The following is a 25,698-nucleotide window of genomic DNA, read 5'->3' as shown; positions in this document are numbered from 1 at the left end:
TGAGCTGTGGATAGGGGTGAAAGGCCAAACAAACTTGGAAATAGCTGGTTCTCCCCGAAATATATTTAGGTATAGCCTTGCGTTATTAAGTGATGGGGGTAGAGCACTGGATGGGCTAGGGGCCTCACCAGGTTACCAAACCTAACCAAACTCCGAATACCATCAACTTCTATCGCAGGAGTCAGACTACGGGAGCTAAGTTCCGTGGTCGAGAGGGAAACAGCCCAGATCGCCAGCTAAGGTCCCTAAATGTGTGCTAAGTGGGAAAGGATGTGGAAATGCATAGACAACCAGGAGGTTGGCTTAGAAGCAGCCATCCTTTAAAGAAAGCGTAATAGCTCACTGGTCGAGTGCGTCTGCGCCGAAAATGTAACGGGGCTTAAGCACACTACCGAAGCTGCGGGTTTCTTCGATTCGTCGAAGGAGCGGTAGGGGAGCATTCTGTACGGGTTGAAGGTTGACCGAAAGGACGGCTGGACTGTACAGAAGAGACCATGCTGACATGAGTAACGATAAAGCGGGTGAAAAACCCGCTCGCCGTAAGCCCAAGGTTTCCTGAGTAAAGCTAATCTGCTCAGGGTTAGTCGATCCCTAAGCCGAGGCCGAAAGGCGTAGGTGATGGCAAACAGGTTAATATTCCTGTACCACCAGGTCATCGTTTGAGTGATGGGGGGACGCAGAAGGGTAGGCCAGCCGTCTGTTGGATTAGGCGGTTTAAGCGAGTAGGCCGAAGGGACAGGCAAATCCGTCCTTTCTATTAAGGCTGAGACGTGATGACGAGTCCGCTTGCGGACACAAAGTGGTTGACCCCATGCTGCCAAGAAAAGCCTCTAGCGAGATGATCAGGTGATCGTACCGAAAACCGACACAGGTGGGCTGGGAGAGCATCCCAAGGCGCTTGAGAGAACCCTGGTTAAGGAACTCGGCAAAATGACACCGTAACTTCGGGAGAAGGTGTGCCTCCATTAGGTATAGCGACTTGCTTGCGAAGCCGAAGGAGGTCGCAGAGAAACGGCGGTAGCGACTGTTTACTAAAAACACAGGACTCTGCTAAGTCGCAAGACGATGTATAGGGTCTGACGCCTGCCCGGTGCTGGAAGGTTAAGGGGAAATGTTAGCTTTCGGGCGAAGCATTGAACCGAAGCCCCAGTAAACGGCGGCCGTAACTATAACGGTCCTAAGGTAGCGAAATTCCTTGTCGGGTAAGTTCCGACCTGCACGAATGGCGTAACGACTTCCGCACTGTCTCAACCAGGGACTCAGTGAAATTGTAGTGGCGGTGAAGATGCCGTCTACCCGCGAAAAGACGGAAAGACCCCGGCACCTTTACTATAGCTTGACATTGAATTTTGGAATAGTATGTGTAGGATAGGTGGGAGGCGTTGAGACCGGGACGCTAGTTTCGGTGGAGCCAACCTTGAAATACCACCCTTGCTATTTTAGAATTCTAACTTCGACCCGTTATCCGGGCGAAGGACAGTGTCTGGTGGGTAGTTTGACTGGGGCGGTCGCCTCCCAAAGAGTAACGGAGGCGCGCGAAGGTTCCCTCAGGCTGATTGGAAACCAGCCGTGGAGTGTAAAGGCATAAGGGAGCTTGACTGCGAGAGAGACATTTCGAGCAGGTACGAAAGTAGGTCTTAGTGATCCGGCGGTTCCGAATGGAAGGGCCGTCGCTCAACGGATAAAAGGTACGCCGGGGATAACAGGCTGATCGCGTCCAAGAGTTCACATCGACGACGCGGTTTGGCACCTCGATGTCGGCTCATCACATCCTGGGGCTGGAGCAGGTCCCAAGGGTTCGGCTGTTCGCCGATTAAAGTGGTACGTGAGCTGGGTTTAAAACGTCGTGAGACAGTTTGGTCCCTATCTTTCGCGGGCGTAGGATATTTGAAGGGATCTGTCCCTAGTACGAGAGGACCGGGATGGACGAACCAATGGTGTTCCAGTTGTCGCGCCAGCGGCATGGCTGGGTAGCTAAGTTCGGAAAGGATAACCGCTGAAAGCATCTAAGCGGGAAACCCACCCTAAGATAAGATATCCCGCAACTTCGGTTGCCTGAAGACCCCTCGAAGATGACGAGGTAGATAGGCCGGATGTGTAAGCACAGTAATGTGTTCAGCTTACCGGTACTAATAGGTCGTGAGGCTTGGCCACAAAACAATCGACATAAGTCTTGAAGAAGAAATAATCCAATTCAAATTGCGTTGCTAACAGGTCATCAAGTTTTCGGTGGCAATGGCGAAGGGGATACACCCGTTCCCATCCCGAACACGGAAGTTAAGCCCTTCTGCGCCGATGGTACTGCACGGGAAGCTGTGTGGGAGAGTAGGACGCCGCCGAAAAATTTTTAGCCCGGAACCGTCAAGGTTCCGGGCTTTTTTTATTTCTAGCGTTCAATGCTCGCAAGATGATTTGAATTTTGAAAGGTGCCACCCCTCTCGCTTGGGGGTTGCATCATCTGTGGCGCTGAGCTAAAGAGGGAAATGCGCGCTGAAACCTTGAGGAAGAGCTGATCTGGGAAAATGGTATAGGAGATTGAACATGCTATCTCGTATCAAAAATTACCTGTGGATTGCGATTATCGTGGGTTCTTTTTATTATTTGTTGAGTCATCATTTCATTTTTACCAGTTGGAATTCTTTCGATATTCTGCCCAAACAGGAACTCACGTTAAAATATACATTTTTCAGCCTTAAACAGGCCAATCCAGAAAAGGTTTTGCGTATAGATGAATTGCGGGAAGTCGGTATAGGAGACCTCATGGTCGAAAATGGGATGATCACACTGGAACGATACGACGAAATTTTAAGAAAGATCGATTATCAATAATACGGTGTTAACGTCGCAAATGGTTTTAAAGTTTGGAGGCCATCCGCTATTGGCCGGTCGTAGAGAATGGATGTTTCCGGTAGATGGCGAAATCCTATGTCCGCATGAACATCATTGGTAAGAGGTGGGCGGGGGATTGGGCGCGGTGGCCACGGGATTGTCTTGACCCATACGTTCCAAATAAACCGAAAGAACAAAGATCGTCGCAAACGGTTGAGTGAACAAGGTGCCGATAAACACTGAACTGCCAATCGACAAGAGACCGATAAATAAAATAACCACGACGATATGATCGGCGATATTGCCATGCACCGACATGTTCCAACTGGTTTTTATGGCATCCATCAACCCCAGCTTTTTGTCGGTCATCAGCGGAAGCACGTACAGGCAGGCAAATGTAACCAGACACGCAACTGCGATGCCGGGCAGAAAAAAAAGCTTAAAAAACCCGATTAAAATGAATACAAACACAACAAATGAAAAAAGAAAGAGGGGTAAAAAGAGATGCAGGTGACTGAATAAGTCGCCGATTTTCGGTTCGCGTCCATCTCGAACCAACAAGAGGAGAGAATAGACGTACCCCGCCAATAGTACCGGTGCCAACAGCCCCATTGTCAGGACAGATACACCGATCAGGACCAGTGTGCTGAGGATTAGCGGCGCAATGTGCTTAATGCTCAAATGCCAGGCATTTTCAAGGTGACTTTTAAAATCCATAATGCAGTCCCTTTCGAATCTATGTTATAGGCAAAGGACGTATAGCACAGCCAGAGCTGAGAGAAAAGGATCTGCTGATTCCATCAGCAAAGCCTGTCGATTCAAAGGCACTGCCAGCGCGGCAGCCATACATGAAAAATTGCGCTGCAGGTCATCTTTTGAGCTTACAAAGGGTTGTAACAGCTTCATGTTTCTCGAATGCCGCGACTTGACGTTTGGTTATCAAGGCACAACCAAGACGCTCTTCAAGAATCTATCGTTCAAGTTCGAAAATCCTGGGTTTCACTCTCTGTTTGGTTCTTCAGGTGTCGGTAAATCCTCTTTGGCGCGTATTTTATGCGGACTCTTACGACCGGAAAAGGGGAGGGTGGACACCGATTCCATTGACTCTCTTCTATATGCACACAATTTGGAACGCTTACCCGGATGGTCGTCCATCGGCGAACACATCGAAAGGATCACTCCCCATCACAATCAGGATAAGAAAGAGCTTTTGATTCGCCATTTCGGAATGTCGGCCCATTTGAGAAAAAGATTTTCTCAGCTCTCATTAGGGCAGAAAAACCGGATCAATTTGTTGCGCTATCTGGTTCAAGATTTCAACGTCTTGATCGTTGACGAGTGCCTGGCCAACGTTGACGAAAAATTGCGTGCCCGGATTCTAATCCATATCAAGGCGATGTTTAAGGATCGGTTATTCATATACATCAGTCATAACGTGATCGAGGTCGCCACTTACTGCCAACAGATCTGGGTGTTGCGTGGGCCCGAAAGAGACGGACAAGCCGTCCTCGTGAGGGGGCAGGATTGCCGGGATCAGAAGTGTCTGGATCGATCAACCTTGCAGCAGACCATGTTGGAGATCATGAATGCTGCTTAGACGTATCTATCAATTTTTAATGATTTATCTGATCGGTCTGGCCCTTCTTTTGATGATCAAATATGTGGTCAATCTCTCAGACTATGTGATACCCAGTCTGGGAATCCTGCTCAAAACATTTGGAGAAATCTCGTCGACCTACGCCCACGACGTGTTCAGCACACTTTGTGTGGCCATCATCGGGCAAATTTTTTCGATTATGCTGGCCTTTATAGTCGGCATTTTGGGTCGAAAGACGACCTGGCTCGGAAGCCTGATTAAGGTAGCGGCCTACAATATCCAAGCCTATCCCATCGTGGCACTGGCGCCGATTATTTTTATCCTGTTAGGCGATGGGTTTTTATCGAGGCTTTTGATTGCCGCCATGATTTGCTATTTTCCTTTACTCTTGTCCGTGGTCGGCATACTGGCCGAACCGATAACCGAGGTTGAACATTTCTATCAACAAACCGGGCGGATGCGTTGGCAACTCGAAGTCAAAATCCGGGCATTTGAGAATCTGCCAAAATTGACGACCGTCATTGCGGGGAGTGCCACCTTGGCCATGGCTGGCACCATCGTTGCCGAGTTTATCGCGGCAAACGCCGGCATTGGCTACAGTATCCGTATCGCCCTATATCAGAGTGATCTTTCGAAAATCCTGGTAGCCCTTTTTATGATCGGAATCACATTGTCCATCTACCAGGGCGCATTGGAAGTCGCGGGACGGCTGGTCAAAAACGCATGGGAGCAATAACTGGAGGTTTATGGTGATTGGGGTATGCTCTCTTTTTCCATTGCTCATTGACCGACTGACACGTCTGATTCCAATTGCAGTAGCGTTAGGGATCACGTTTTTTGTATCTGATCCGGCCGTCGCCAAGGAAAACATTACCTACCGACTGAAATGGCTGATCAACATGTCCACGGTGGGCGATATCGTTGCAGTTCATCGGGGTTGCTTCGAAGAGCAGGGGTTGACCGTCACCCTAAAATCCGGCGGTCCGGAAAGAGACGCCATTCGCGATCTGGAGTTGGGACACGCTGATTTTGGTGTGGCTTCGGGAGATCAGGTCATTCAGGCGATATCCAAAGGATCTCCGGTAGTGGTGATCGCCCAGCTGTTCCAGAAGAATCCATTGCAATGGGTTTACTTCAAGAACAAAATTCGCATCGACGGGTTAACCGATCTCAAAAACAAGACCATCGGGGTCACCTTCGGGAAAAATGATGAGATCATCATGCGTACCCTGCTGGTCAAGTCAGGCCTATCCGATCGGCAGGTCCGGCTGTATAGCGTGCGTCTGGATTACACGCCTTTTTACAGAGGGGTAGCCGACCTATGGCCTGTCTATATCAATACGCAGGGCGTTGAAATCGGGCACAGGCTCACGGCATCAGGTGCTTCCATTGCGTTTCTGGATCCCGAGTCTTATGGCGTCTTTTTTGTCGCCAATTCAGTGGTCACATCCAAACGGTTGCTCGAAGAACATCCTGAACGGGTGCAGCGATTCATAAAAGGCCTGATCAAAGGCTGGACCACCGCGGTCGAAGGCACCGACAGCGATCGGATCGTCGAAGATGTCAGGCAATATGACCGCGATACATCCCGTGATCTTCTTTTCGCTCAGCTGGATCAGACACGCGCATTGGTCAAACCTGATGAATCCTTTTCTATCGGTCGGATCAATGTCCCTGCATGGGAGCAGACGGAAACGATCATGTTGGCCAATCAACAGATCGATCGGCCCGTGAACGTGGGGGCCCATTTGAGGATTGAGTTCGTAGAGTAATTTTAGGGTATCTTGCTCTCGGAAGGATATTTTTTTTTGAGATGGTGGTCTAATTCTGCTGAACGCATAACGAAAATGGCGGTGTTGAGGTCGGTGTCATATTCAAGCATGCGTTGTGTCTCTTTTTCCAGCCAAACATACCGTTCCACACCGATCCTGTTCTGAGTGCCTGGGCCGTATTTCGTAAAAAGGGCATCTCTCAGTCGATGAAATCCGATAGATCCATCGGCCCACATCACGATCGAATAGAGTTGGTCTTCCCAAAAGCCGTATACCAATCCGTCTAACGGCGCCCCGCTGATCGACAGGGGATGCTCCGGACGCCAGTATTGATCGATACCGCCAAAGATCAGGTCGGTCTTGATTTTTTCAAGGCCCTGGATTGCGGCCGGTTTCATGCGCCAGGAGATGTTTTCCAGCCCGGTGCCAAGCTCCGGCTGGTTTTTGCGGGAAAAGGTACGATGGTTGCGTTCGATCAGAGGACGACGCCCGTTATATCGGTCTAGTTCACGGTTTTCGACATCAACTGCAGAATCGGGGATCCGGAAGGACGCATCGTTTTCTTCAATACTGGTCGGTTTGGGACGAAAAGCCGTGACTGTTCCTTTTCCCCTATCGAGTACATCTTTTTCCCGGACGATCGAAACCACTTCCTCCTTCGCGACGCTCACCAGCAATCCATGCATATTGAAACGAATCTTGCCATTTTCCTCCCAAATGCGATCGGATGAAAAGCGTTCGCCGCTTTTCAACACCAACTCATCCGCGTGACCGATGGAAATGCTTATGAGTGCCAGAAACAAAAGCGACATTCTTATGCTTGTATGTATTCGCATGCGAAGATGGCCCGATAGCTGATCTACCTAATCGAAGATACCCCAGTTTTTGTTCATTGTTTGACAAATTCGATTTGAACGACATCTCCCTTGAGTTGGGCACGAAAACTGCCAGAGCTAATCGATTCTGGTAAATGTATAAGATGCTGAAATTGCGAATTTTTATTTGATTGCAGGGAAAAAGATGCACTCTTTGGAGGGCTGCCGATTTTTTCCCCTCGAATGACCAGTTTTTTATCCAAAATAGCGAGGTGAAGGCTTTCTTCCTTGATGATGGTCAAGGCCACTTCAATGGTCATTCCCTCGTCTGTTTCATAAACCGCGATCCCCTCCGGCTTGGTTCCGGATATGGAGGGGTGCTGAATGTCATTTGACCGGCGACCGCAGCTAAAAACATTGGGGTGATTGGATATCGGACGCCATCCGCAAAGTGTCACCCGGCGGTACAGGGCTGCCGACGGCCCAAAAGCGGTGTCAAAGAATTTATCGACGGATTGCTCGAAGTTGTCGGATGCATAGCGTAAATCCAGTTTCATCGATCCCATTCTCAATCTCCTTGTGAGGTTCCGTTCGCTTCTACTCATAAATCGGCCTGACCGTGACAAACTTGAGGCCTACAAGGATAAAAAAAATGGGCTATAGGTAAAATATACCTAATAATTTTAAGTATATCATTTTGATAGCAAGAGAAGGGAGCGGGCTTCGGCGGACAGTGCCTCAAAAGTCGATCAGACCCGTATAGCTATGGGGCGTCAAGGCCGACAACTCCTCTTTGACTCCAGGGGGCACATCCAGGGTGGCGATAAAATCGGCAATGGCCTGGGCATCGATCGTTGTGTTGGTTCGGGTGAGGGCCTTGAGTGCCTCGTAAGGCTTTGGGTATCCTTCCCTGCGCAAAATGGTCTGAATCCCTTCTGCAACGACCGCCCAGTTATTCTCCAGATCCTTGTCGATGGCGGTTTCATTGAGGACCAATTTGGCCATCCCTTTTTGGATCGATCGGAAGGCGATGAGGGTGTGTGCCAATGGCACCCCCAAATTCCGGGTGACGGTCGAATCGGTCAGATCGCGCTGAAGCCTGGAAATGGGCAACTTGGCGGATAGATGTTCAAGCATGGCGTTGGCGACGCCCAGATTGCCCTCTGCATTTTCGAAGTCGATGGGGTTGACTTTGTGGGGCATGGCCGACGACCCAACCTCATCCTTTTTTATTTTCTGTTTGAAGTAGTCCATGGACACATAGGACCAAATGTCGCGGCACAGATCGATGAGAATCGTGTTGATGCGTTTGACGCTGTCGCAAAAGGCGGCAAGATGGTCATAGTGTTCGATCTGGGTCGTCACCCGGCAACGTGACAACCCGAGGATGTCGTTGACGAAATGATTGCCGAAGTCAATCCAGTCCACTTCTGGATAGGCCACCAGATGGGCATTGAAGTTGCCGGTCGCGCCACCGAATTTGGCCGAAAAGGGGACGTGGGTCATCAATTCGTATTGCTGGGTCAATCGATCGACAAAGACGAAGATCTCTTTTCCAAGACGCGTCGGAGAGGCGGGTTGTCCATGGGTGCGGGCCAGCATGGGGATTTTTTTCCATGCCAGCGCCCTTTCGGTCAAATCAGCTGTAACGGCTTGAAGTCCAGGCGATATGTGTTGTTGCCAGCATTCTTTAAGTGCCAACGGCATGGCGGTATTGTTGATATCTTGTGAGGTGAGTCCGAAATGGATAAATTCACTGAAAGGGGTCAAGCCCAAGGCACTGAACTTTTCCTTGATAAAATACTCCACCGCCTTCACATCGTGATTGGTGACCCTCTCGATGTCTTTGACCCTTTGGGCATCGTTCAGGTCAAAGGTCAAATAGATATCTCGCAAGGAGGCCAACGATCGTTTGTCGATCTTTTTCAGCTGGGGTAGGGGTAGCTCGCACAAGGCGATAAAATACTCGATTTCCACTCGAACCCGGTATTTGATCAGTGCGCTTTCCGAAAAAAAGGCCGACAAGACCTGGGTCGTGCCCCGATAGCGTCCATCCACCGGAGAAATGGCTTCCAAAGGAGTCAGCGTCATATCGATTCTCTCTTTATCCGTTTCATTGCGGCTGCAAACCGGGTTTTATGAATTTTCCGCCACTTCAGATCATATTCCGACCCTGGTGTAAAGCGGTTTCCGTATGGTTTTAAACTCTGTTTGACAAGGCCCTCGCAGGTGTTCAATATTCAATTAATCAGGAAAGGGGGGATGCGCCCGATGGGGTATGTGTTCGATTTTCAAGATGCACGTGAATACGAACAGTGGGCAACCCTCGAGCACAACCGCCGCGCCGCACGTTTGGAACATCAACTGATGTTCGACCTTTTACAACCCTCGCCGAACGAGTCGGTATTGGACATCGGCTGCGGTTCAGGATTGAGTACGAGGCCCTTGGTGGAAATGGGGCTGAACGTCACCGGAGTCGATCCGTCCCCTTATATGCTCGATCTTTGCTTTGCAGCTCTTCAGAACCGAGTGGAATTGTACCGCGGATATGCCGAGGATTTGCCCTTTGGTGACAATTCCTTCAACTACGCCATATTCTTCATCGCCCTTGAATTTGCAGACGATCCGATGAAGGCCATCGAAGAGGCCTGCCGGGTGGCCAAGGACAAGGTTTTTTTTGGGCTTCTAAATCGTTTCGCCATCAATGGAACCCAGCGCTGGCGTGGGCCAGGCGTCTTTTCCCAGGTCCGGTTTTTCAGCCCCTGGAAACTGAAAAAAATGATTCGCTCCGTGGCCGGCAACGTGCCGGTGGTATGGCGCACGGCATGCCAGTTCCCTTATCACACCACTCGCATGATGGAACATTTTGAACGATCGGCCATTTTACAACGCTGCCCATTCGGTGCATTTGCCGGCGTGACGGCCACCCTTGTACCCAGGTTTCGCACACGACCGTTGGCGATCCGCTATCGACCGAAAAAGGTGCCTCGCGTGATGACCGGATCTGCCCCTGTGGGGCCGGCTACCTCCGATCATTCATGCATGGGAAGGTGTCGCCGACATGGTCGTTCCGGCGGCCCGGAACCAGGATCGCGCCATGAAAGCCTGTCTGTATGAAGAGTTGGAAGATCAGGTCGTCCGGTGCCATTTATGTCATCATCGTTGTCCGATGACATCGGTAAAGTTGTCCGATGACATCGGTAAAAAAGCAGGCCTTAAGTATGTGTACATTGGCAATGTGTTTGCCGAAAAAGGTGAGAACACCTGGTGCGCCCACTGCAACGCACCGCTGATCGAATGCTGGGGGTACACGGTCAAACTCAATCACATCGTCGAGGTACGATGTCCGATAGGCAAAGAGATCGACAGGCGCCCTCGCACTACAGATGTGTCGGACCGAGCGGGGAGCACCGGTGCAGGCCATCAAGGAAGGAATTGACGGGCTATCGCGCGATAAAAATCGGCCTCATCGTCACGCCCACGTTTATAGCACCCTTCCGCATAGATGCGACATTTCTGTTCGAGCACCCTACAGGCGGCCTGCCGCTCTTCTTTTGACAAGACCCCTTTGAGGAGCATCCGTGTAATCGAGCGGATGCGATACTTGTCCAGTTCCGGCAATCGCGACAATTGATCGGCGTGCCCGCCTCTTTTGACCACCAACGGAACAGAGATCAAATGAACAGGATATTTCCACGTGATGCGCAGCCACAGGTCGTAATCTTCACATGCCGGCATATCTTCGTCGAAAAGACCCACTTCATCCAGAAGGGATTTGCGCATCATGACCGCCGAAGGGCTGATAAGACACAACGGTAGTGACGCCTGGAAAATCATGCCCGACAATTTTCGATGGCGGCGCTTGGGATTGACACGGACGCCGTTTCGAATCCAGATCTCCTCGGTTTGACAAATCAGGGATTGCGGCGTCGCTTTAAAAAAAGCGACCTGTGCGGCCAGTTTTTCGGGCAACCAATAGTCGTCTGAATCGAGCAGGGCGATCAAATCGCCGGATGCGGCCTGGATACCGAGGTTGCGTGCGGCACTCACCCCCGCGTTCGGTTGAAACAACACAGTGATCCGGTCTCCGTAGGGTGCCAGCAGTTGCCTGGTATTATCGGTCGAACCATCATCCACGACGATCAGTTCAAAATTCCGGTAGCTCTGAGCCAAGACGGAATCGAGGGCCTCTTTCAGCAGGGAAGCCCGATTGTAGGTCGGCACGATGACCGATACCTGAGGGAATGATCCGTTTTGACCAAAATCGGGGGTGGAGGTTGACATGTAGTATCGATTAGCTCTATTTTCTAAAAGTTTACCAATCAAAACGCCGGCGTGATCGCTTATAAACTGCACCTAAATCCGTGTCAAACGAGGCACCGGAAGATCCCCGCCGATCGCATACCATTTCATCGGGCGGGTTGAGCCGGCACTGATGGTAAACTTGTTCAATATCTATCTATAAAACAGATGAATGCAATGATCGTCTGTTAATGCCATTCACATTAGAAATTTCGCCTTTGGCAACGTCACCGATTCGATCCATCGATGCGATGGACGATGAGACCATGCGAACAGACAGGAGGGTTCTATGAAAAAAGTTTTTATTCTTATGGCTTCGATTTTTCTCATTTTCATGCTGGCCGCTTGCGGCGGTGACAAACAGTCCGATACCGGCAATGCCGGAGACACCGGCGACAAGGCGGTCAAAACGGCTTATGTCACCATCGGTACCGGTGGAATCACCGGCGTATATTATCCCACCGGCGGCGCGATCGCCAAGATGGTGAACAATAAAAGAGACCAATACAACATCCGGTGCACGGTCGAGGCCACCGGCGGTTCGGTGTTTAACGTCAATGCCGTCATGGCGGGCGACCTGGAATTCGGCATCGTTCAATCCGATCGCCAGTACCAGGCCATCAAAGGCATGGCCGAATGGCAGGAGAAAGGGCCCCAGAACGATTTGCGGGCGGTCTTCAGCATCCATCCCGAGTCGGTCACCCTGGCCGCGGCCGTCGATGCCGGCATAAAAGATATTCGTGATTTGAAGGGCAAACGTGTGAACATCGGCAACCCGGGCTCGGGTCAGCGCCAGAACTCCATCGATGCCCTGCAGGCCGTCGGGTTGGACTACGAGAAAGATTTGCAGGCCGAGAGCGTAAAGGCGGCCGAGGCACCTGGATTGCTCCAGGATGGCCGTATTGACGCTTTCTTCTACACGGTGGGACATCCCAGCGGTGCGTTTAAAGAGGCCACCGCCGGTGTCCGCAAGGTGCGATTCGTTCCCATCACCGGTATTGATGAGCTGTTAGCCAAGTATCCTTACTACGCCAAATCCTTCGTGCCAGTGAAGGAGTACCCGGGGGCTGAAAATGAAGGCGACGTCGATACGTTCGGCGTCAAGGCCACACTGGTGACCTCGGCCAAGGTGCCGGACCATGTCGTTTATGCCGTGACCAAAGAAGTGTTTGAAAATCTCGAGGAGTTCAAAGGGCTCCATCCGGCCTATAGTGTATTGACGAAAGAAGACATGCTAGAAGGTCTTTCCGCGGAGATTCATCCCGGCGCCATGAAGTATTACAAGGAGGCCGGATTGATATAATGGTCGAGGCGACTTGCGATGGGTATCAACCTTTGGTGTATCCTCCAGGAGAAAAATGAGCGACAGAGACCGGCTTGAAGCGACCCCAGAGGAAAATGATTCCATAGACGATGGTTTGGACCGGGCCAAGCGGCTGGCGGAAAGAGAAGAGGGACTATTCGGGCGCCAGCCGCAGGACTGGACGCGTTTTATTGTTCCAATTGTCGCCGTGGCATGGAGCCTTTTTCAACTTTCCATCGCCAGCTGGTTGATTATCGATTCCACTTACGCTCGTGCCATCCACCTGGCGTTTGCCTTCCTGATCGTCTTTCTGAATGTGCCGATGTTGAAAAGAGAGCTCGGGAGGCTCTCTTTTCTTTCGGCCCAGCATCGTATATCGTTGCTCGATTTTCTTCTGGCCATCGTGGCGGCCCTGGCAGCCCTTTATATCGCCCTGGACTACGAGGGGCTGGCCATGCGCATCGGTGCCCCCAACACCTTGGATTTGATCGCCGGGGCCGTACTGGTCATCGTGCTGCTCGAAGCCTCCCGGCGGGTGATCGGCCCCGCACTGCCCATCATTGCCTTAGGGTTCATCCTGTATGCCTTCCTTGGGCCCTATATGCCTTCCGTCATTGCTTTCAAGGGGGTTTCCCTCAATCGCTTCCTGGGCCAGATGAGCATGTCGACCGAGGGGATTTACGGCATTCCCCTCTACGTATCGGCGCGCATCGTTTTCCTGTTTGTTCTTTTCGGCGCCATGCTCGATCGCGCCGGCGCCGGGCGCTATTTCATTCAACTGGCGCTCTCCATTCTCGGCGGCTTCAAGGGGGGACCGGCCAAGGCCGCCGTGGTGGGCAGCGGGTTGTCGGGACTCGTATCGGGCTCGAGTATCGCCAACATCGTGACCACCGGCACTTTTACAATTCCTTTGATGAAAAAAGTGGGCTATCCACCCAAAAAGGCCGCGGCCATCGAGGTGGCCGCGAGCACGGACGGACAACTGATGCCGCCCATCATGGGAGCGGCCGCCTTCATCATCGCCGAATACGTCAACGTGCCGTACATCGAGGTGGTCAAGGCGGCCGCCATTCCAGCGTTCGCCTCCTATGCGGCCCTCTTTTTCATCACCCATATCGAGGCTTCCAAGCTGGGTCTCACCGGGATGCCCCGGAGCGAATTGCCGCCTTTCTGGAAGACCCTCATGTCGGGCGCCCATTTTCTGTTTCCCCTGTTCATGCTGCTGTACGAATTGATCGTAGTGCGGCACACCCCGGACACGGCCGCCTTCAATGCCATATGGGTCATGGCCATCGTCATGTTCGCTCAGCGTCCCATCCAGGCTTACTTGAACAAGGAACCCCTGCTACCCGGTTTTGTCAGAGGATTCATCGATATCGTTCAGGCCCTGGTCGGCGGCGCACGAAACATGGTGTCGGTCGCATTGGCCACTGCCGCGGCTGGCATCATCGTAGGGGTGGTGGCCATGGGGCTGGGCAGCCGTATCACCGAAGTGGTCGCGATCCTTTCAGGCGGTAATGTCTTCCTGATGCTGATCATCACCGCCATCGCCAGCCTGCTCATCGGCATGGGGCTGCCCACCACCGCGACCTACATCGTGATGGCCAGCCTGACGGCCAAGGCCCTGGTGGTCGTCGGTGCGCAAAACGACTTCATCGTCCCGCTCATGGCCGCGCACCTGTTCTGTTTTTACTTCGGCATCCTGGCCGACGACACCCCTCCGGTGGGTCTGGCGGCTTACGCAGCGGCCGCTATTGCCAAATCACCGCCCATTCCCACCGGCCTGCAAGGATTCATGTACGATATCCGCACCGCCATCCTGCCTTTCATGTTCATCTTCAATGCCGACCTGATCTTAGATGGTATTACCAGCTGGCCATTGGGGTTGCTCGTATTCGCAATGGCCTGCATGGGAAACTTCGCCTTTGCAGCCGCGACCCAGGGTTGGCTGATCACGCGCAACAAAGCTTATGAGATTCCAATCCTACTTTGCGCGACCTTCATTTTGATGCAGCCGAAATATGTGGCGCAGTGGATCGGATTTCAGTACAGTCCCTACTGGACCTACTTGATAGGCCTTGCGATCATGGGGGCGTTGTATCTGTCCCAACGCTGGCGCCGATCCAGGCACACCGCCTGACCATGGAGAAGCATTGACCCGTTCTTGTCGTTGAGGTGGTTGTGGCCATACGTGGATTCAGGACCAAGATCGCATTCCATGTGGTGTTGCTGGTGTTCTTGTCGGCGTTGATCGCCGACATTCTCGCGGTGTTGGTTCTCCAGGGATTCGTTGTCCGTCATCGATTGGATCTACATAGCGCCATACTGGAAAGTGCCGCCCGACAGGCGTTGCATGACCTGGAACAACCGATCGACGCAGCGGATTCAGAGGTTCCCCGGCAACCTCCCGAAATGCTGGCGAATGATGCTTTTTCGGCGGTTGCCATTGTCGATCGCAGCGGCACCCTGCGATTTGAAAAAGGCCATCCCGACCATTCGCCGGAGCGTCTCCGGCGGGCCGTCGATTCGGCGCTGCATACCGGAAAGCCCTGCAAGGAGGCGTTGGGATTGATGTGGGCCGTTTTCTGGTGGAGCGCTTCGAACGAATTGGTGGCCGTTGCACTGGACGGCGGTGGGACGGTTATAGGAGCCGCGGCGGCGGTCGTTCCATTGGCGCCCCTATATGACAAATTGCGTCAATACAACAAGCCGGTTCTCTACTACATTCTGCTGAACAGCATCATCTTTTCCGCAGTAGGCCTGTATCGCATCTTCCGAATCTATCTGCATCCCATCGACCGCATCGTCCGTCAGGCGGACGAATACAGCTCCGACGAAGATCTTTTTTTCACCTTCAGACGGGAGGACAACGAACTCAATCGGCTCTCCTCGGCTCTGAACAGAATGCTGAAGCGAATAGCGGAAGATCAGCAAAAGCTAAAAGCGAGCGTCGTCTCCCTGGCAAAGGCCAATCAGGAACTCAAGGAGGCCCAGAACGAGATCGTGCGTGCCGAAAAGATGGCCTCCGTCGGTCGACTGGCCGCCGGCATCGCCCACGAGATCGGAAATCCCATCGGCATTGTGCTCGGCTATATGGAATTGATCAGGCAGCCGGATCTGGCACCTGAGGAACTCAAGGATTTCAGCCTGCGTGCCGAAAAAGAGATCCAGCGCATCAACACGATTATCCGTCAACTGCTGGATTTGGCACGCCCCAAAAAGAGTGAACCTCAGCAAATATCGGTCCACGCGGTGCTCGAGGAGATCGCCGGTGTCATGGGAACCCAGCCCTTGATGAGCGGCATAGAAATGGATTTGAAGCTCGAAGCCGGGCATGACATCCTCATGGCCAACGCAGAGCAGTTGCGCCAAGTCTTTCTCAACTTGCTTCTCAACGCAGGCGATGCCATCGCCGATGCTCACGGGTTGACGCAAGGCCGTATCGGGATCCGAACCTGGAACGAAACACCACCGAGTTCGCATCAGGTACTGGGCATTCGATTCGAGGACAACGGCAACGGTATCTCCCCGGATCAGATCGAAAGCGTGTTCGATCCCTTTTACACCACCAAGGAGCCGGGCAAGGGGACGGGATTGGGCCTGGCCGTCAGTTATATGATCATTCAAAAGATGGGGGGCACGATTTCGGTGGAGAGCCGGGAGAACAGCGGCACTCAATTTACGATTCTTCTGCCGCTGGAGCCGACCGGTACGGCTCCCCAACCCAGGGACGGAGATTCTCAATCACGCTAAAACTGCATCGGATGTCATGCGTTTATGAAGAACAACAACACGCCAAAGAGGGCTCAACCCAGTGTGCTGATCGTCGATGACGAAGAAAACATGCGTCACATGCTGGCCAGCATGCTCAAGCGGGACGGTTATGTCGTTGAAACCGCGGAGAACGGAGAGGCCGGCATCGAGGCGCTGAAAATCCACCCGTACGATTATGTGCTGTGCGATATCAAGATGCCGAAAATGGATGGCATGGCATTTCTTAAACATGCCAAACTACTTTCCGATACGACCACCATCATCATGATGTCGGCCTACGCGACCATCGATCTGGCCGTCGATGCCATGAAGCTGGGCGCCTATGATTTCATTTCCAAGCCATTTAAAAGCGACGAAATCAAGCTGGTGATCGAAAAAGCAGCGGAACGGGACCGTCTGAAACGGGAAAACGTGATGCTCAAGGAGCAAGTGCGCCGCTTCGAAGGGCAATACCGTTTCGGCCATCTGTTGGCCAAAAGCCCGGCCATGCGGGATGTTTTCGAACTGGCGGCCAAAGTGGCACAGTACAACACCACGGTCTTGATCGTCGGTGAAAGCGGCACGGGCAAAGAGTTGGTGGCGCGCGCCATCCACCGGGCCGGACCACGCCGCGATAAACCCATGGTAGCCATCAATTGCGGCGGTATTCCCGAGGCGTTGCTGGAGAGCGAAATGTTTGGCCATGCCAAAGGCGCCTTTACCGGGGCCGATCGCTCCAAACGAGGCCTGTTTGAAGAGGCCGACGAGAGCACCCTTTTGTTGGACGAAATCGGCGAAATGCCTGTTCCACTTCAAGTCAAGCTGCTTCGGGTGTTGCAGGAGAGCGAGATCCGAGCCGTTGGGCAGACCGTCAGCCGCAAGGTGAATGTGCGCGTTATCGCTGCAACTTCGCGCAATCTCCCGCAAATGGTCGCAGACGGCGAGTTCAGGGAAGATCTATTCTATCGGCTCAACGTGGTGACCATCGAGTTGCCGCCGTTGCGCGACCGGGTCGAGGATATTCCGCTTTTGTGCCAGCACTTTATCGAGAAATTCAACGAACGACTCGGGCGGAACGTAAAAGGGATCGAACCCGATGCCATGTCGTTGCTGTTGAGCCATCGATGGCCGGGCAACGTACGCGAATTGGAAAACGCCATGGAAAGGGCCATGGTACTGTCGGTGGGAAACCAACTGTCACGTGACAATTTTTCTTTTGCCAGTTCCGCACCGGATGCCAAACCACCGATCGAGCAGTTGTTCGAAGGCTATTCGATCAAGGAAGCGCAAAAGCAGATGGAAAACGCCATGATCGTCAAGGCGCTCAAAGCAACCGAGGGGAATCGGACGCATGCCGCACGTCTTCTGGAGATCAGCCATCCCTCTTTACTCAGCAAAATGAAGGCGTACAACATAGACCTTTGAAAACAAAATCAGCCGAAAAATTTCTGTTGCTCTGGGGTCGCCTCGAAAAACGGTTCCTGCCGGAATACGTTTGGCAAAGCGATCCACTGACGTTCTGGCGCGAGCGCGTTCTGTTCGTCATGTGTTTTATCGCCGGTGCGTTCGGGCCATTGGCCTTGATTCCGTCGCTTTTTCTCGCCTTCAAGGAGGGGTTGTGGAGTGTCATCGCCATCGATTCCTGCGCCTATGTCATGATCGTGGCGGTCCTGCTGGGCCGCAAATGGCCGCTTAAGGTTCGAGGCTATATCGCCTGTCTCATTCTCTACTCGCTGGGAGCAGGCTTGTTGTTTATTTTGGGCCCGGTGGGCGCCGGCTATATCTGGCTGTTCGGTACATCGGTGATGATCAGCACGATTATCGGCCTGGAAGCGGCCATCTGGACCCTTGTGCTCAATGCATTGACCCTTTTCGGCGTGTCGGTTTTCATACATTTCGCGAGCCCGTCATGGTCCCTTCAACTCGAGAACGCTCAAGAGAAATGGATCGTGATGATCGGCAATTTTCTCCTCCTCAATGCCTTTGTCACCATTACCACTGCGTTCATGCTCAACGGACTGAAAAGAGTTTTCTTAAAGGAGCAGGAGATCAGCGCCAACCTGCGGCAAAGCGAGGAACGCTACCGTATCGTGGCCGATTTCAATTATGACTGGGAGTACTGGATAAGCCCCGGGGGAACGCTCGAATATGTATCGCCGTCGTGTGAGCGGATCACCGGTTACAAGGTGGATGAGTTCATGCAAGACCCCGGTTTGATGCTCGCCATCGTCCACCCCGAAGACAGGGACAGGATGACCGCGCATATGAGGTCCGATCAAATCGACCGATGGGAAACCGGTTCTCTGGACTTCAGAATCACCACGAAAAAGAATACCATCAGATGGATCAACCATGACTGCCAGGCGGTCTATGGCCAGGATGGCGCATTTCTCGGCCGGCGTGCCAGCAATCGCGATATCACCGAACGAAAACAGATCGAAGAAAAACTTCGGCTTCACCACGAGCGTTTCGTCACGGTTCTGGACAGTATAGACGCGGCCATCTATGTGGCCGATCTTCAAACCCATGAAATACGATTCATGAACCGGCACATGATTGAAATTTACGGGCAGGATATGACCGGCAGCATATGCTGGAAGGCGATCAGGCGGTTGTCGGGGCCTTGCCGTTGGTGTCGGTCTCAAGGGGAAGGCGAGTCGCGAGGGTTTGCCGGAGTGCACGTCTGGCAAGAGCAAGACCCTCACACCAAAAGATGGTACGTCAATCATGACCGGGTCATTAAATGGACGGACGGACGGCCGGCAAAACTGCAAATCGCCACCGACATCACCGAACTGAAAAAGATGGAGGCAGAGCTGCGTCAATCCCACAAGATGGAAGCCATCGGAACGCTTGCCGGCGGCATCGCCCACGATTTCAACAATATCCTTTCCTCCATTATCGGATTCACGGAGTTGGCGCTCGATGATGTCGACAAAGGCACGCTGCTGGAAGATAACCTGCGGCAGGTATTGACTGCCGGCAATCGGGCCAAAGATCTGGTCAAGCAGATTCTGGCCTTCGCACGGCAGTCCGATGAACAAGTCAAGCCGATCCAGGTGAGCGCCATCATCAAGGAGGCGCTTAAATTCATCCGCTCTTCGATTCCCACGACCGTTCAAATTCTTTCCCACATCCATAGCGATTCACTGATCATGGGCAATCCGAGCCAGGTGCACCAATTGGTCATGAACCTTTGCACCAATGCGGCGCATGCCATGGAGAAAGGCGGCGGACGGCTGGAGGTGGGGTTGGAAGACGTTCATCTTTCCCATGACAGCTCCGAAGAAATCGGCTATCTGGCGCCGGGCGATTATCTGCGCTTGACGGTTTCCGACACCGGCATCGGTATTCCGGAGGAGATACTCGATTCGATTTTCGAACCCTTTTTTACGACAAAAGCGCCGGGTGAAGGTACGGGCATGGGGCTGGCCGTGGTACACGGCATCGTGGTGGCTTACGGGGGCCGCATCGATGTGACAAGCACCTTGGGGCAAGGAACGACTTTTAAGATCTATCTTCCGGTTTCCAGCAAACGCACGTTCAGAGAGATTGAACCGGTGGAAGCGTTACCGTGCGGAAATGAACGCATCCTGTTCGTCGACGATGAACTTTCCATCGCAAAAATGGGCGCACAGATCCTGGAACGTCTCGGTTACCAGGTTACCACTCGCACCAGCAGTGTCGAAGCGCTGGCGTTGTTCCGATCCCGTCCCGGCGATTTCGATCTGGTGATCACCGATATGACCATGCCCGATTTGACCGGCGATGAATTGTCTGCGGCGCTCATTCAACTCCGGAGGGACATTCCGGTGATTCTCTGCACCGGGTACAGCAAAAAGATATCCGACACCCTTGTCAAGGAGATCGGCATCAAGGCGCTGGTGTACAAGCCCGTGGTCATGAAAGAGTTGGCCGAAACGATACGAAGGGTTCTCGGCGCCCCGAGCACCGATGATGTCGCTCGTTCTTCCCGAGACGACTGATACGCCCCGCTACAGTGAAGGTCTGGCCCCATACATAAATCAATCTACCATCTGTTTAAAAATGGATCTACAAGTTGTGGGCGTGATTCAGCGAGCTCTTGCTGATCGCCAACCTCATGTCTGCACGAACCAGTTCGTGCGGTCCCTCTTCGAAGGGAAGGTAGGCGAGCAGAAAGCGGCGGGCCTTGATCTCCAGGGCAGACAGAATGTCGTCGATGCGTTTTCGGGGCCGGACAAACTCGGTGAGGATGAGTTTCAATGCCTCGACGGCCTCCTGCAGGGGCAGGTTGACATGATGCATGTCGCCCCGGGGCAATCCGGTCTCCAATCCATCCCGGGGCTGGGCGGCGGTGAGGTGGCCGGCGATTGCCAGAAAGCGCTTGGGGTGTATTTTAAAGGCCGGACACCAGAAGTAGAAGGGACGTTCTTCATCTCCAGGCTGGGCCACTCTGGGCAGGTTGGCCGTCCGAATCAAGTCCGCATAACTGCTGAGCGGCAGGTCGGTGATATCGGCCTGAATCCGCCAGAACGGCAAAAAGACAGGGTTTGGGAGCGACGTTTTTTCATAGATGGTGGGCAGGCGTTCGAGTCGGCCCTGTTTCGGCCACCAGACGGATTGACAGTTCTGGCAGTAAAGGGTCAAGGCGTCACGCTCTCCGTTCAGGTCCCATCCGCAATGAGGGCAAAGCGTGGCCAGAAACTGGATGGGCCAGTTGGGCGATTGCGCCACTTGCAATAATTTTTCAGTCTCTTCGGTGGATCCGCCGCCGACCGGTTCGTTCAGGATGGCATCGAAGACCTTTTCGGTCACATAAAACGGCGCGTAAAGGAGGCTGATCGTCTCCCCGATCTGCGCCTGATGGAGGATCGGTTTGGGCAGGTTCGCGTTGAAGCGGTCGTTGAGCGCCTCGATCAGACCGTTTTTGGGCAGTTCGGGTTTCAAGAATCGGCCGTTGATCTCGGATGTGGCAAACCGCAGCTTCTGCGTTTGACTTCTAAAACCCAAGGAGAAAGGGAAATGGTCGGATGGAATCGCTTGTTGGCTGAGATCCACAAATCGATTTCGTATCTGGCCGGGAAGGCACGAAAAGAGCATGCCCTTGAACCGCCAGTAGGGGAAGTAGACCAGCTCTTGGTCCTGTGGTGCGTTATGGGGCAGAACATAACGAAAAAAGGAAGGCGCGCTCAGATAGGAGGCCGTCCGGCAAAAGCTGCACCGGAAGAGACGATCCGTCTCTTCCAGCTCCGCCGGCGCACCGCACTGCGGGCATTGATGCTCGATGATGAAATTCGTCAAAAACAGTTCCTCGTCCTGGTCCTATCTGAAGCCCGTCCACAAACAGGCGAGTGGGGCGTGTGTGGACGGGCCCGATCTAATACTTCTCACCGCATTGCGTGCAAAACTTGGCATCTCCCAGATTCTCGGCACCGCACCGGCCGCAGATTTTCGCCGCCGGCTTCTCTTCGGCCGGATGGCCGCAGCGGGAGCAGAACTTGGCGCCCGGCGTCAGGTTTTTACCGCAATGGGTGCACTGACGAAAGACCAACTGCTGGTGGCCGCACATGGGACAAAATTTCGAACTGATGGGGATGGATTGCCCACAATCCGGGCATTGGGCCATGGCCTGCTGCGCGCCGGCCGGCGGCGCCGAAGGTGCGGCCCCCGAGTGCCCCTGAGCCAGGGGATGGGCAAAATATTGCGCCAGCATGGCCGGCATCATCAGACCGAGTCCGGCGCCCATGCCCTCGCCGCTGGCTTCGCCCTGAGCGGCTTTTTCCATGGCCATGGCCGTCTTCATCTGCATCAATTTGTTCATATCATCGAAAACGCCCATGCGGCTGCGATCGTCGATGGCCTGTTGCACTTCAGGCGGCGGTGTGACTGAATTGATATACAGCTGGGGCAACCCGAGGCCGAAATGAGAGAAATCTTCCTGCAGGCGTTTGGATAAACCGGTGGATAGTTCGTCGTATTTGGCAGGTAGGTTCAACAGTGAATCGATCGTTTCGCCCATGAAATCATTGAAACGCGAAACGATCACCCGATTGAGATACTCTTCGATGCCTTCGGTGGTAAAGATACCCTGGGTGCCGACCAATCGGTTGATAAAAAGCACCGGCTGCACGACTTGCAGGTTGAAGACGCCGAAGGCGCGCAATCGAATCAGACCGAGTTCCGTATCCTTGAAGGCCACTGGGTCCCGGGTGCCCCACTTTAAATTGGCGAAAGTCTTCATGTTGACGAAGTACATTTCGGCGCGCAGGGGGCTGTTCATGGCCCACGGCAGACTGGCGAGCTTGGTCAAAATGGGGATGTTGCCCGTTTTCAGGGTGTGCCGACCGGGGCCAAAGGCTTCGACGGCCTTGCCTTTATAAAAAAAGACACCCACCTGACTTTCGCGTACGGTGAGCTGGGCACCCCATTTGATTTCACCGGAGCCCTTTTCGGGCAGGCGGTGCACGAGTTCCTTGCCAGTTTCGTCAAACCACTCCAGGTTTTCCAGAAAAACGATGTTATCGGTGCCCATGCAAGCGTCTCCTTTGCCCTATGGTCTAAAAATTATTGAATCGGAATGATTAATCGGCTGGTCGTACGTTTTCTTTAGCCCATCGCAGAACAATCAACAGCTCCGTTCCGGGCAACCCCATGTCATAACTTCAGCCATGGGCCTCGGCGATTCTGTCTGAATGGTATTCATTAAACCCGGCGCTGAGGGAGCAGATGGCCGACGTCTCATACTCAAAGAGCACGCCCGCCTTGCGATTTCAAAGACGATAGATTATTTCAAAAACTAGAAACACCTTTCACGTCATTCCTGTTCTGGTGCGAATACGATGTATACAGAGATGGACTTCGAAGCAGAGGCTCTCGGCTGCAAGCATATCGTCTGGAGGAACGTATGAAGATCAACTGTCTTGTCACAACGACACTGATGGTGGCGACCCTTGCAGTGGCATCGGCCATCGGCGGATGCGCCGGCCTTAAGGCCAGAATGGGCCTGAACATGACCGGGATCTGGATTCTCGAGGTGGCCACTCCCGGCGGCATCGGCACACCGCTGTTTCATCTGAACCAGGACGGGAAGGCATTGTCCGGCGCCTACCAAGGGGCTTTCGGTGACGCTCCCCTTCGAGGAGAGGTCCATGGCATTGATTTTGTGATCGAATTTACCTCCAACGGTCTGCCGATGACCTATACGGGCCAGGTGGCCGGCGATAAAATGCAAGGCACCATCGATTTCGGTGGGCAGGGGAAGGGCACGTTCGTGGGCTACAAAAAGTGACGTCCGACTGACTCATTTATATTGTCCTGTCTATTTGAAAGGAACCTCGTTCTGCGTTAATGTATCGATGACTCGGCAAATTTGATGGAACTTGCTCCATGCCCAGGCGATTGGATCTGTACCCAAAGCGCGCTGTTTAATCAGACAACCAAAGGGGTGAGATGATGAAGTCCATGGGTGACATGTTGCTGCGACGTGAGCCCTTCGCCGAAATCGTCATGGGAAATACCGCCCTCGTTCGCGGCATGGTGGAAGCCGGTACCCAGGTGGTGAGCGCATATCCCGGATCGCCGACGCCCGAAATCGCTGCCGCCATCCAATCCATCCCCATCGATCGACGCCCTTTTTATTTCGAATTTTCCACCAACGAAAAGGTGGCGACAGAGGTGGCCTACGGCGCCACAGTGAACGGTCATCTGGCCACGGTTTTTTTCAAGAGCGTAGGGCTCAACGTGGCGGCCGACACCTTCGTCCAACTGAGCCTGATGAACTTGATCGGCGGCATGGTGATCGTCCTGGGCGACGATCCCGGCGCCAACTCTTCCCAGAACGAACAGGACAACCGCCATTATGCCCATCTGGCATATATGCCGGTCTTGGAGCCGTCCGATCCGGAAGAGGTCTATGCATATTACAAGGAGGCAGCACGCCAAAGCCGGGAGCGCCGGATGCCCATCATCCTGCGCCTGACCACCCATGTGTGCCATGCCAAGCAAAAAATCTCTTTTGCGGCCTGGAATCCCATCGCCGTGGACCGCACGCCCCGATTCGATGCCGCCAACGGTCCTTACATTCCGCTTTCCGCAACAGTAGCGGAACTCAAGGCGCGGGCGTTGGACAGGTTGGACGACTTCCGGACCTATGCCAACAAGTGCCCGTTGAATCAATTGATGGATAGCGGCAACCCGGCGTGTGGCGTCATCACCTGGGGGCTGCCCTATTTGTCCCTCATGGAAGCCATTTCAAAGGCAACCGACAGACCTGACATTCTAAAGCTCGGCATCGTTCATCCGCTGCCTCACGACCCGATCGCCGATTTTTTAAAAAACCATCAGGAGGTGCTGGTCCTCGAAGAGCTTGACGACCTGGTGGAAAAAGAGATCAAGGCCCGGGCTTACGACATGGGGTTGACCGCCCGAATCGTCGGCAAGCGAGACCACAGGGATTGGATCGGCGAATATACGCCGGATAAGGTGCGGGGCATCCTCCACAGCGTCTGGCCGGAGATGGTACCGGAGCCTTTCACCCCTGGCCCGGCCTCCGAAGCTCCGGAGAGGCCGCCCCAGATGTGCCCGGGATGCGGTCATCGCAGCGCTTTCTATGCGATCAAACAGGCATTGGCCGTAGAAGACATCACGGTGGCGGACATCGGATGCCACACTCTGGGCTATCTGCCACCTTACGAAATCGGCCGGTTGCTGATGTGCATGGGCGCATCCACCGGGATCGGTTCGGGGTTGGCCCTGTTCAACCAGACCCGCAAGGTGGTCGTGTTCATGGGCGATTCCACCTTCTATCATGCCGGTTTGCCCGGCATCATCAACGCGCTGCACAATCGCCACAACCTCACCATGATCGTGATGGAAAACGGCACCACCGCCATGACCGGCCATCAGGATCACGCCGGTTCCGGGCGCAATTTCAACATGGCCACGGATAAAATTCCGATCCGGAAGGTGCTCGAAGGGCTCGGGGTCAAGGACATTTTCGAGGTCGATACCTATCAGCAGCAGCGTCTCGCCGAAATCGTCAAGGAGGCCATGGCGGTGACGGGTTTCAGCGTGGTTATCGCCCGGCATCCCTGCATGTTGAAGTTCAACCGCGAACAGCGGCGTAAGCCTGGTTTTGAACCCCGTCAGGTCGACATCGATCAGACCCTGTGCGAACAGATTCACAACTGTGTGGCCCGATTCGGGTGCCCGAGTTTCAGCCGCGGTCCAGATGGCCGTATCGAGGTCAACACCGATCTGTGCATCGGGGATGGATCCTGCGTGCAAACCTGTCCCACGCACGCCATCGGCATGCCTTCCAAAAAGTAGGGATTGCCAAGAGGGATG

19 protein-coding genes and 2 rRNA genes (1 of these 21 cut by a window edge) are annotated in these 25,698 nt (G+C 53.5%); 14 read left to right on the top strand and 7 right to left on the bottom strand.

Translation table 11 applies throughout. The annotated features are described in order from the left end of the window. The 3 genes from DFT_RS14675 to DFT_RS14665 all read left to right on the top strand — a co-directional run. Positions 1-2,154, top strand: a 23S ribosomal RNA gene (locus DFT_RS14675) (it extends 865 nt beyond the left edge of the window). Between the two features lie 71 nt (positions 2,155-2,225). After that, a 5S ribosomal RNA gene (rrf, locus tag DFT_RS14670) occupies positions 2,226-2,342 on the top strand. A gap of 199 nt (positions 2,343-2,541) precedes the next feature. Further along, positions 2,542-2,829: a hypothetical protein gene (locus DFT_RS14665; RefSeq protein WP_054031904.1), complete on the top strand. Its 288-nt coding sequence runs from the start codon at positions 2,542-2,544 to the stop codon at positions 2,827-2,829. A 111-nt stretch (positions 2,830-2,940) separates the two neighbouring features. Here the strand turns inward: DFT_RS14665 and DFT_RS14660 are convergent, their stop codons facing one another. Then, positions 2,941-3,546, bottom strand: coding sequence for a hypothetical protein (locus DFT_RS14660; RefSeq protein ID WP_054031903.1), 606 nt, complete (start codon positions 3,544-3,546; stop codon positions 2,941-2,943). 187 nt (positions 3,547-3,733) lie between these two features. On the opposite strand from DFT_RS14660, the gene DFT_RS14655 reads away from it, so the two are divergent. From DFT_RS14655 to DFT_RS14645, 3 genes are read left to right on the top strand one after another with little or no spacing between them, the layout of a single operon-like run. Further along, the gene (locus DFT_RS14655; protein WP_054031902.1) at positions 3,734-4,426 is read left to right on the top strand and encodes an ATP-binding cassette domain-containing protein; all 693 of its coding nucleotides are present in this window, start codon (positions 3,734-3,736) and stop codon (positions 4,424-4,426) included. A gap of 52 nt (positions 4,427-4,478) precedes the next feature. Then, entirely contained in the window at positions 4,479-5,162 is a 684-nt protein-coding gene (locus DFT_RS14650; protein WP_369688311.1) for an ABC transporter permease, read from the top strand. A gap of 10 nt (positions 5,163-5,172) precedes the next feature. After that, positions 5,173-6,198 (top strand): ABC transporter substrate-binding protein, encoded by a 1,026-nt coding sequence (locus DFT_RS14645; protein WP_235506237.1) that lies wholly within the window; start codon positions 5,173-5,175, stop codon positions 6,196-6,198. A 2-nt stretch (positions 6,199-6,200) separates the two neighbouring features. Here the strand turns inward: DFT_RS14645 and DFT_RS14640 are convergent, their stop codons facing one another. From DFT_RS14640 to purB, 3 genes are all read right to left on the bottom strand, one after another. Then, complete coding sequence (locus tag DFT_RS14640) at positions 6,201-7,001, bottom strand: hypothetical protein (protein ID WP_152972003.1); 801 nt, start codon at positions 6,999-7,001, stop codon at positions 6,201-6,203. An 86-nt stretch (positions 7,002-7,087) separates the two neighbouring features. Then, positions 7,088-7,579, bottom strand: a complete 492-nt coding sequence (locus tag DFT_RS14635) for an Hsp20/alpha crystallin family protein (protein WP_054031899.1) — start codon at positions 7,577-7,579, stop codon at positions 7,088-7,090. Positions 7,580-7,751: 172 nt separating this feature from the next. Continuing rightward, positions 7,752-9,104: an adenylosuccinate lyase gene (gene purB / locus DFT_RS14630; RefSeq protein WP_054031898.1), complete on the bottom strand. Its 1,353-nt coding sequence runs from the start codon at positions 9,102-9,104 to the stop codon at positions 7,752-7,754. 138 nt (positions 9,105-9,242) lie between these two features. On the opposite strand from purB, the gene DFT_RS14625 reads away from it, so the two are divergent. Then, positions 9,243-10,130: a class I SAM-dependent methyltransferase gene (locus DFT_RS14625; protein ID WP_152972001.1), complete on the top strand. Its 888-nt coding sequence runs from the start codon at positions 9,243-9,245 to the stop codon at positions 10,128-10,130. A gap of 306 nt (positions 10,131-10,436) precedes the next feature. Here the strand turns inward: DFT_RS14625 and DFT_RS14620 are convergent, their stop codons facing one another. After that, positions 10,437-11,297, bottom strand: coding sequence for a glycosyltransferase family 2 protein (locus DFT_RS14620; protein WP_054031897.1), 861 nt, complete (start codon positions 11,295-11,297; stop codon positions 10,437-10,439). A gap of 307 nt (positions 11,298-11,604) precedes the next feature. Between DFT_RS14620 and DFT_RS14615 the strand changes: the two genes are divergently transcribed. Genes DFT_RS14615 through DFT_RS14595 form a run of 5 tightly spaced genes read left to right on the top strand, consistent with a single transcriptional unit; the run spans position 11,605 to position 20,357 of the window. Continuing rightward, the gene (locus DFT_RS14615) at positions 11,605-12,618 is read left to right on the top strand and encodes a TAXI family TRAP transporter solute-binding subunit (protein WP_054031896.1); all 1,014 of its coding nucleotides are present in this window, start codon (positions 11,605-11,607) and stop codon (positions 12,616-12,618) included. 55 nt (positions 12,619-12,673) lie between these two features. Further along, positions 12,674-14,758, top strand: coding sequence for a TRAP transporter permease (locus tag DFT_RS14610; RefSeq protein ID WP_054031895.1), 2,085 nt, complete (start codon positions 12,674-12,676; stop codon positions 14,756-14,758). Between the two features lie 41 nt (positions 14,759-14,799). Further along, positions 14,800-16,371, top strand: coding sequence for a sensor histidine kinase (locus tag DFT_RS14605; protein ID WP_152971999.1), 1,572 nt, complete (start codon positions 14,800-14,802; stop codon positions 16,369-16,371). A 24-nt stretch (positions 16,372-16,395) separates the two neighbouring features. Then, positions 16,396-17,796, top strand: coding sequence for a sigma-54-dependent transcriptional regulator (locus DFT_RS14600; RefSeq protein WP_054031893.1), 1,401 nt, complete (start codon positions 16,396-16,398; stop codon positions 17,794-17,796). Further along, positions 17,793-20,357: a PAS domain-containing sensor histidine kinase gene (locus DFT_RS14595; protein WP_054031892.1), complete on the top strand. Its 2,565-nt coding sequence runs from the start codon at positions 17,793-17,795 to the stop codon at positions 20,355-20,357. Before DFT_RS14600 ends, DFT_RS14595 begins: the two co-directional genes overlap by 4 nt. 67 nt (positions 20,358-20,424) lie before the next feature. Here DFT_RS14595 and DFT_RS14590 read toward each other — a convergent pair whose 3' ends face one another. Together DFT_RS14590 and DFT_RS14585 are read right to left on the bottom strand one after the other, a co-directional pair. Beyond that, the gene (locus DFT_RS14590; RefSeq protein WP_054031891.1) at positions 20,425-21,654 is read right to left on the bottom strand and encodes a TFIIB-type zinc ribbon-containing protein; all 1,230 of its coding nucleotides are present in this window, start codon (positions 21,652-21,654) and stop codon (positions 20,425-20,427) included. 76 nt (positions 21,655-21,730) lie between these two features. Then, entirely contained in the window at positions 21,731-22,885 is a 1,155-nt protein-coding gene (locus DFT_RS14585; RefSeq protein WP_054031890.1) for an SPFH domain-containing protein, read from the bottom strand. 372 nt (positions 22,886-23,257) lie between these two features. Here DFT_RS14585 and DFT_RS14580 point away from each other — a divergent pair, with 372 nt between their 5' ends. Then, a complete protein-coding gene (locus tag DFT_RS14580) occupies positions 23,258-23,641 on the top strand; it encodes a hypothetical protein (protein WP_054031889.1) in 384 nt (127 codons plus the stop codon). A 164-nt stretch (positions 23,642-23,805) separates the two neighbouring features. Beyond that, positions 23,806-25,680: a thiamine pyrophosphate-dependent enzyme gene (locus tag DFT_RS14575; RefSeq protein WP_054031888.1), complete on the top strand. Its 1,875-nt coding sequence runs from the start codon at positions 23,806-23,808 to the stop codon at positions 25,678-25,680. Positions 25,681-25,698 lie beyond the last annotated feature (18 nt).

The sequence above is a fragment of the Desulfatitalea tepidiphila genome (assembly GCF_001293685.1).
GTDB lineage: Bacteria > Desulfobacterota > Desulfobacteria > Desulfobacterales > Desulfosarcinaceae > Desulfatitalea > Desulfatitalea tepidiphila.
This window is presented reverse-complemented; position numbering and strand designations above follow the sequence as displayed.

What these genes read in the sequence shown, in the direction of transcription:
- DFT_RS14635 (WP_054031899.1), bottom strand. Translation starts at nt 7,579, where the DNA reads ATGGGATCGATGAAACTGGATTTACGCTATGCATCCGACAACTTCGAG.
- DFT_RS14650 (WP_369688311.1), top strand. Translation starts at nt 4,479, where the DNA reads ATGATCAAATATGTGGTCAATCTCTCAGACTATGTGATACCCAGTCTG.
- DFT_RS14655 (WP_054031902.1), top strand. Translation starts at nt 3,734, where the DNA reads ATGTTTCTCGAATGCCGCGACTTGACGTTTGGTTATCAAGGCACAACC.
- DFT_RS14645 (WP_235506237.1), top strand. Translation starts at nt 5,173, where the DNA reads ATGGTGATTGGGGTATGCTCTCTTTTTCCATTGCTCATTGACCGACTG.
- DFT_RS14610 (WP_054031895.1), top strand. Translation starts at nt 12,674, where the DNA reads ATGAGCGACAGAGACCGGCTTGAAGCGACCCCAGAGGAAAATGATTCC.
- DFT_RS14575 (WP_054031888.1), top strand. Translation starts at nt 23,806, where the DNA reads ATGAAGTCCATGGGTGACATGTTGCTGCGACGTGAGCCCTTCGCCGAA.
- DFT_RS14665 (WP_054031904.1), top strand. Translation starts at nt 2,542, where the DNA reads ATGCTATCTCGTATCAAAAATTACCTGTGGATTGCGATTATCGTGGGT.
- DFT_RS14580 (WP_054031889.1), top strand. Translation starts at nt 23,258, where the DNA reads ATGAAGATCAACTGTCTTGTCACAACGACACTGATGGTGGCGACCCTT.
- DFT_RS14585 (WP_054031890.1), bottom strand. Translation starts at nt 22,885, where the DNA reads ATGGGCACCGATAACATCGTTTTTCTGGAAAACCTGGAGTGGTTTGAC.
- DFT_RS14615 (WP_054031896.1), top strand. Translation starts at nt 11,605, where the DNA reads ATGAAAAAAGTTTTTATTCTTATGGCTTCGATTTTTCTCATTTTCATG.
- DFT_RS14600 (WP_054031893.1), top strand. Translation starts at nt 16,396, where the DNA reads ATGAAGAACAACAACACGCCAAAGAGGGCTCAACCCAGTGTGCTGATC.
- purB (WP_054031898.1), bottom strand. Translation starts at nt 9,104, where the DNA reads ATGACGCTGACTCCTTTGGAAGCCATTTCTCCGGTGGATGGACGCTAT.
- DFT_RS14660 (WP_054031903.1), bottom strand. Translation starts at nt 3,546, where the DNA reads ATGGATTTTAAAAGTCACCTTGAAAATGCCTGGCATTTGAGCATTAAG.
- DFT_RS14620 (WP_054031897.1), bottom strand. Translation starts at nt 11,297, where the DNA reads ATGTCAACCTCCACCCCCGATTTTGGTCAAAACGGATCATTCCCTCAG.